Source organism: Dermacoccus sp. UBA1591 (assembly GCF_002322065.1).
GTDB lineage: Bacteria > Actinomycetota > Actinomycetes > Actinomycetales > Dermatophilaceae > Dermacoccus > Dermacoccus nishinomiyaensis.
In genome coordinates this window covers 1-6,430 of the sequence record NZ_DCNR01000037.1, presented here as the reverse complement: position 1 = coordinate 6,430, position 6,430 = coordinate 1, and the positions used below count along the sequence as shown (strand labels likewise).

The 6,430-nt window shown below is 71.7% G+C and carries 4 protein-coding genes and 1 pseudogene; 4 read left to right on the top strand and 1 reads right to left on the bottom strand.

The window, feature by feature from the left end; genetic code table 11:
• Nucleotides 1–336: pseudogene (locus tag B2284_RS03875) on the top strand (SAM-dependent methyltransferase); the annotation flags it as partial.
• Nucleotides 333–3,878 carry an alpha-(1->3)-arabinofuranosyltransferase domain-containing protein gene (locus B2284_RS03870; RefSeq protein WP_286697217.1) on the top strand — a complete coding sequence of 1,182 codons (3,546 nt, stop codon included), beginning with the start codon at nucleotides 333–335 and terminating at the stop codon, nucleotides 3,876–3,878. The pseudogene B2284_RS03875 and the gene B2284_RS03870, both read left to right, overlap by 4 nt.
• On the opposite strand, the gene B2284_RS03865 is transcribed toward B2284_RS03870, so the two are convergent.
• Nucleotides 3,817–4,932, bottom strand: coding sequence for an acyltransferase family protein (locus B2284_RS03865; protein ID WP_286697216.1), 1,116 nt, complete (start codon nucleotides 4,930–4,932; stop codon nucleotides 3,817–3,819). The two genes, B2284_RS03870 and B2284_RS03865, sit on opposite strands and share 62 nt — an antisense overlap.
• Before the next feature lie 71 nt (nucleotides 4,933–5,003).
• Here B2284_RS03865 and B2284_RS03860 point away from each other — a divergent pair, with 71 nt between their 5' ends.
• Nucleotides 5,004–6,113: a GHMP family kinase ATP-binding protein gene (locus tag B2284_RS03860; RefSeq protein WP_006943302.1), complete on the top strand. Its 1,110-nt coding sequence runs from the start codon at nucleotides 5,004–5,006 to the stop codon at nucleotides 6,111–6,113.
• Nucleotides 6,113–6,430 (top strand): SIS domain-containing protein (locus B2284_RS03855; protein ID WP_286697215.1); only part of this gene is annotated, 318 nt, incomplete at its 3' end. The genes B2284_RS03860 and B2284_RS03855, both read left to right, overlap by 1 nt.

The following is a 6,430-nucleotide window of genomic DNA, read 5'->3' as shown; positions in this document are numbered from 1 at the left end:
GCGCCGGGGGGCGTGCTGTTCCTCGCGTACACGAACTGGTTGAGCCCGTGGGGTGGGCACGAGACGTCGCCGTGGCACTGGCTCGGCGGCGAACGGGCGGCGCGACGCTACGAGCGTCGGTATGGCCACCCGCCGAAGAACCTCGTCGACGAGGGCCTTTTCCGGGTGAGCGTCGCGCAGGGGCTCGCCTGGGCGCGCTCGGTCGAGCAGCGCGGCGGTGAGCTGATCGACGCCCGTCCCCGCTACTGGCCGGATGCCTCCCGCGCCGTCCTGCGGGTGCCGGGGCTGCGCGAGATCGTCACGTGGAACCTGCTCGTCCTCGTGCGCCGCGGATGAACGCGACGCGCGCACGTCTGCTCGCGCTGCGCGTCGCGTTGGTTCTCGCGTCCGTGCCGTGGCTCGTGCAGCCGGGCGTCATCCAGCCGGACACCAAGGTCGACCTCGTCGTCTCGCCGTGGCGTTACCTCGCGCGCTCGCTCGACGCGTGGTCGACGCACTCGGGTTTCGGCGAACTGCAGAACCAGGCCTACGGCTACCTGTTCCCGATGGGCCCGTTCTTCGGCGTCCTGCACTCGCTCGGCGTGCCCGGCTGGGCGGCGCAGCGCGCGTGGTGGTCGTTCATCCTCGTCGTCGGCCTTCTCGGCGCGGCCCTCGTCGCGCGCCGCATCGCCGGGCTGAGCGCGGGGGCGGCCTGCGTCACCGGTGTCGCGTACGCGCTGAGCGCACGCGTGCTGACGCTGCTGTCGGAACTCAGCGTCGAGACGTGGCCGGGCATGCTGCTGCCGTGGCTCGTCCTTGCCGTGTGGTGGGGATGGCGCAGCGGCCGCCACATCAGGTTGCTCGCGTCCACCGGTGTGCTCGTCGCGTGCCTCGGCGGCGTCAACGCGACGGCGTCGCTCGTCGCCGTCCTCGGCGCCGGATTGTTCGCGCTCGTCGTGACGCGCGAGTGGCACCTCGTCGGCGCGTACGTGATCGGCGCCGCGTTCGGTAGCGCCTGGTGGCTCGGGCCCCTCGTCGTCCTCGGCGGGTACGCCTACCCGTTCCTCGACTTCATCGAGACCGCGCGCATCACGACGGCCGTGACGACGCTGCCCGCCATCCTGCGCGGTGCGTCCAACTGGGTCGCCTACATCGTCGACGCCGACGGTCACCCTGTCTGGCAGTCGGGGTGGGTCGTCGCGCAGGGCACCCTCAGCATCGTCGCGGGTTCGACGCTCGCCGGCATCGCGCTCGCAGGGCTCATGACGACGCGCGGTGGTGCCTCGCGGGGCGCGCAGGATGACGTCATCCGCGCCGCGCGCCGCGTCCGCGTCGCCTGCGTCATCCTGCTCGCGGGCGGCATCGTGGGCATGGCCCTGCCCTACGCCGGCACGCACAGTGGCCCGTTCTCCGGTCTGATGCGCGATCTGCTCGACGGCCCGCTCGCTGCGGCGCGCAACGTCCACAAGCTCGACCCGCTCGTCAGACTGCCCCTGGCCATCGGCGTTGGTGCGGCGTGGGATGCGCTGGCGCGCAGGAAAACTCGTGCGGATCACCCTCGCGCCGCACGCACCGCGTGGGTGGCGCGGGCCGGCATCCTCGTCGTCCTCGTCGGCACGCTGGCACCGTTGCTCGTCGGGCGTCTCGGTGACGCGAACGGCGTGCGCGCGTGGCCGGCCTCGCTCGTCGCCACCGCCCGAGACGTGGACGACGCGGCAGCCCGCGACGGCGGATCAAGTCTCGTCCTGCCGTCGACGCGCTCGGCCCAGGCTGACTGGGGGAACGCCACCGACGAACCGCTCACCGCGTTCGCCGCGTCGCCCATCGTCGTGCGCGCCTCGGCTCCGCTCTACCACCCGGGTGCGCAGCGGCTCGTCGATGCCGTCGACACGGCCCTCGCGCCGGGTTCGGCGAGTGATCGGGGACGGGCGAGCGAGGCCGTGCAGGCGGCGGCACGGGCGGGGGTGCACCGCATCGTCGTGCGCTGGGGGAGTTCGACGTCGCAGCAGACGTCACCGCCGCAGGCGTACGTCGCAGCCCTGACACACGCCGACGGAGTGAGCGCCCATCGCGTCCACGGCAGCGGCGCCACGCGCTACGACGTCTTCGACCTGGCCCCCACACCGTCGACTACGGGCGCTGCGGTCTCCGTCCTCGGCGGTCCGGAGTCGACGCTGACGCTCGCCGGCGTCGGCGTCAGCGCGAGGCGCCCGTTCGTCACGGGCCGTGCCGACGGGTGGATCACCGACGACGTGCGACGCCGCGCGTACAACAACGGCCAGGTCGTCGGACGGGCCTTCGGGCCTGCCCTCACCGCCGATGACCCCGCGCCCACGCGCGTCGGCGCGCACGACCTCGACTTCCCCGGCCGTGACGCAGGAAGCAGCGTCCGCCGCGTCACCGGCGCCTCGCGCATCGAGGCGACATCGTCGACCGCCGACCCGTTCGCCTCGCTCTACCTCGGCCCGGGCACGTCTGCGGACGCGGCGTTCGACGGCTCCGACGACACCCGCTGGCTGACGTGCGCCGACCGGCCCAGCACCCTGAGCGTGACGTGGGACGGCGGCGCCCCCGCTCAGACGATGACGCTCGTCCCTGCGGCCACGGGCGACGCGCGGGTGGCAAGCGTCGACGTGCGCTTCGACGGGCGATCCGTGAAGCCGCAGCAGGGCGCGGGTAGCACCTGGAGAATCGACGTGCCAGCCGGGACGCGCGCGGTCGCGGTCACCCCGCGCGCGGCGCCGGGGACGGGCACGAAGAATGCAGCCGTCGGGCTGGTCGAGGTGCGCTCCACCCGCCCCGTCGTCAGCGTCGTACACCTGCCGCGCACCGTCGATGGCACCCGAAACGGCGTCGTCCTGACGCGTACGCACCCCTGGTTCGACGGTCACGCGCTGGCGTCGGAGGATGACGGTGCGTGGACGCGAGCATTCACGGTCTCGCGTGCTGCGACCATGAACGTCACGCTGACGTTCAAGGCTGGCGTGGCGCCCGGATCGGTGCGAGAGCCCCTCATGATGCGGTCCGGATCCGGCGCCTGGCAGCCTGCCGGAACACCTGGTGGAGGGTCCGATACTGCAGGGAGAACGAGGTTGATGGCCCTGCCTGCCGGCGAGGCCAACCTGAAGGTTTCACCTGAGGTCGAACGTGTGACACTTGTTCCGGCCGCCGCGGCGGCCAGGGACCAGCTCGGACTCACTGCGGATTCGAGCACGGACACGCCGGCCAACCCGACGCTCGCCTCGACGCAGGGCGCCAACGCCGGTTGGGCTCTCGACCCGGCATCGCCCACCCCCGCATCTGGCATGACCGCCGGTAGCACGCGCCTCGTGACCCTCGACGGATGGCGTCAGGGCGCCGAGCACGCCGCCCACGGACAACACTTCGTCTTCGCACCGCAGCACCTCCACCGCCTCAGCCTCGTCGTCGGTGCGGCCTGCGCACTCGCGTGCCTCGTGCTGCTCATTGCCACGACGTGGTGTGCCGCGGCGTCATCGCGACGCGCTGCGCCGATACGCCGCCAGGCAGCCTCCGACGACATCGCGCTGCAGACACCGCGGGCACTCACAGCGCACGCAGAATCTGCCGTGCCGGCCTTGCGCCCCCGCGCCGCCCTCGCGCTTGCCGTCCTCACCGCCATCGCGACGGCACTCCTGGGATGGGTGGCGATACCCGTCGTCCTCGTCGCCTGCTTCGTGCCGCGGGGTCGACGGCGGGTGCTCGTCATCGCGCTCATGGCCGCGGTCGGCCCGATCATGGCGGCGCTCGGCGTCGTCGATCGCGGATCGCTCGGCGCCGTCTCCGGCCAGGTGCTGACGGCGCTCGCGCTCGTCGTGTTCAGCCTCGAGGTAAGCAGTGTGCCCAGCGGATGGCGGGTGCTTCGACGACGCGCCAACTGAGTCGCGCCAGTGCGAGTGACACGACGAGCGTCACGATGAGTACGAGAGCGAACGGCGCGTGGAACAGCCTCAGGTGCAGGGTCGTGAACAGCACCTGCAGCACGAGAACATGCCACAGGAACAGGCCGTAGCTGACGTCGCCCGCGCCGCTCAGCAGGGCCTGCGCCTCGGCGCGCGTCGGCCACGTCTCGTCTTCCGACGCTCGGACGGCCGCGCCGAGCAGCAACGCCGCGATGAGCGCGTACGCGAGTTCCTTGACGAGCGCCTGCCCGTGCGTCGGTGTCTCGAGGTGGATCGGCCCGCCGAGCGGTGTGGCCACCGCGACGTACGTGACGCCCGCCCATCCCAGCAGTGCTGACGGCGACGCCTCACGCACGGCGAGCCCCATCCGCGCCCGGCGGCCTGACCCGCCGGTCGTCGGGTCGGCCGTGAACACCCACCCCGCCGCCACACCGACGGCGAACCACGCGGCGTGTCCGATGACGCTCGTGCTGACGGCCCCGAGGTTCGCCCGTCCGCTCGAGGCGGCGAGTGTCTGCACGACGAGACCGGCGACGGCGACGAACATCAGGACCGGCAGCGGAGAGCGACCGTCACGGCGACAGCCGCGCAACCACCGGCAGATCAGCGGCACGAGGGCGTAGAACGTCACCTCCGTCGTGATGCTCCAGGCCTGCGTGAATCCACGGAACGACTCGCCCGCGTATCCCTGCAGCAGCGTCAGGTGTGACAGCACCGAGCGCACGCCGACCGCACCCGGTTCGACCGCCAGCGTGACGACGACGACCGCCGCGAGCGCGACGAGATAGGCCGGCAGGATGCGTGCGGCGCGCTTGCGCCAGTAGTGCCTCGTCGGGGCCGCCCCCGCGCTCGCACCACGCGTCAGCAGGTAGGCCGAGACGGCGAAGAAGACGGCGACGCCGACGTCACCGCGGGCGAGCAGACGCCCGACGCCGTCGATGCCCGAACCGCCGCTCCAGTAGGCGACGTGGGAGACGAGGACGAGCCCGGCAGCGACGCCGCGCAACGGATCGATCCATGGAATGCGCTGCATGTGCCCTCCCTCACATCTACCATCGGGTAGCGTGCGTCCGGCACGCATCATCGAATGGAGGCTAGCCGCCCATGAACGACGAGGCGCGATCCACCCCCGAATCTTCTCCCGGGCCTTCGCCCGAGGGTCGGGCGTACGTCGACTACCGACGTCCGGTGCTGCGTGCGCGGGCGCCGCTGCGCGTCAGTTTCGCCGGGGGTGGCACGGACGTCGCGCCTTTCCCCGAACGCGAGGGCGGCTGCGTCCTGTCAGGCACCCTCAGCCAGTTCGCGTACTCGACGCTGCGTCCGCGCACAGACGGCCGCATCACAGTGCAGTCGCTCGACTTCGGTTACTCGATCGGTTTCGGCGTCGACGACCCGGTCGAGTACAACGGTGAGCTCGATCTGCCGAAGGCCGCGATAGCTCGCATCCGCGAGGTGCCGGGTGCGCTACCCGTCAGCGGGTTCGACCTGTTCCTCCACACCGCGGCGCCCCCCGGTTCGGGGCTGGGCAGTTCGAGCGCCGTCATGGTCTCCGTCATCGGCCTCGTCGCGCAGCACTGCGGCCTCGACCTCACGCAGTACGAGATCGCCGAACTCGCCTATCGCCTCGAACGCGAGGATCTCGGCATTCCCGGCGGTTCGCAGGATCAGTACGCCGCAGCGTTCGGCGGGTTCAACTTCATCGAGTTCACCGCCGACCAGGTCGTCGTCAACCCGCTGCGCGTGCGCAGCGCCACCGTCCACGAGCTCGAGCACAACATGTTGTTGGCGTTCACCGGACGGACGCGGGTGAGCGACCACATCATCGAGGATCAACGCAGCCGCTACGAGACGGGCAACGCCGAGGCCCTCGAGGGGTTGCGGGCGCAGAAGGAACTCGCCGAGCGGATGAAGATCGCGCTCGTGCGCGGCGAGGTCGACACGATCGGCCGGCTGCTCGGGGAGGCGTGGCGCGAGAAGCAGAAGATGTCGTCGCGCATCACGACGCCGCTCATCGACGAGGCGATGCGCCGCGCCCTCGACCACGGCGCGCTCGGCGGCAAGGTGACGGGTGCCGGCGGCGGCGGCCACATGGTGTTCATCTGCGAGTTCGAGCGCCGTCACATCGTCGCCCAGCAGCTCATCGACCTCGGCCTCACGGTGAGCGAGCCGATCTTCAGCCATGACGGCGTCACGACGTGGAGGGGGCAGAGCTGATGGAGCACCCCATCCACACCCTGGCCGACGGCGCGGCCTCGCCCGCGCTCACCTCACGTCTCGACGCCGGTATCGCCGCGTGGGCGCAGCTCGTCGACGCCGTGCGCGAGGCGGCGCTGCACGCGCAGGTCGTCGCCGCGGGGGAGGCGGTGACGAACGCGCTCACCGGCGGACACAAGATCCTCGTCGCCGGCAACGGCGGCTCCGCGGCGATCGCCTCGCACGTCGCCGCGGAGTTCCTCGGCAAGTGCGTCCACGACCGTGCGCCGCTGCCGGCGATCAACCTCGCCGAGAGCTTGTCGTCGGTCACGGCCATC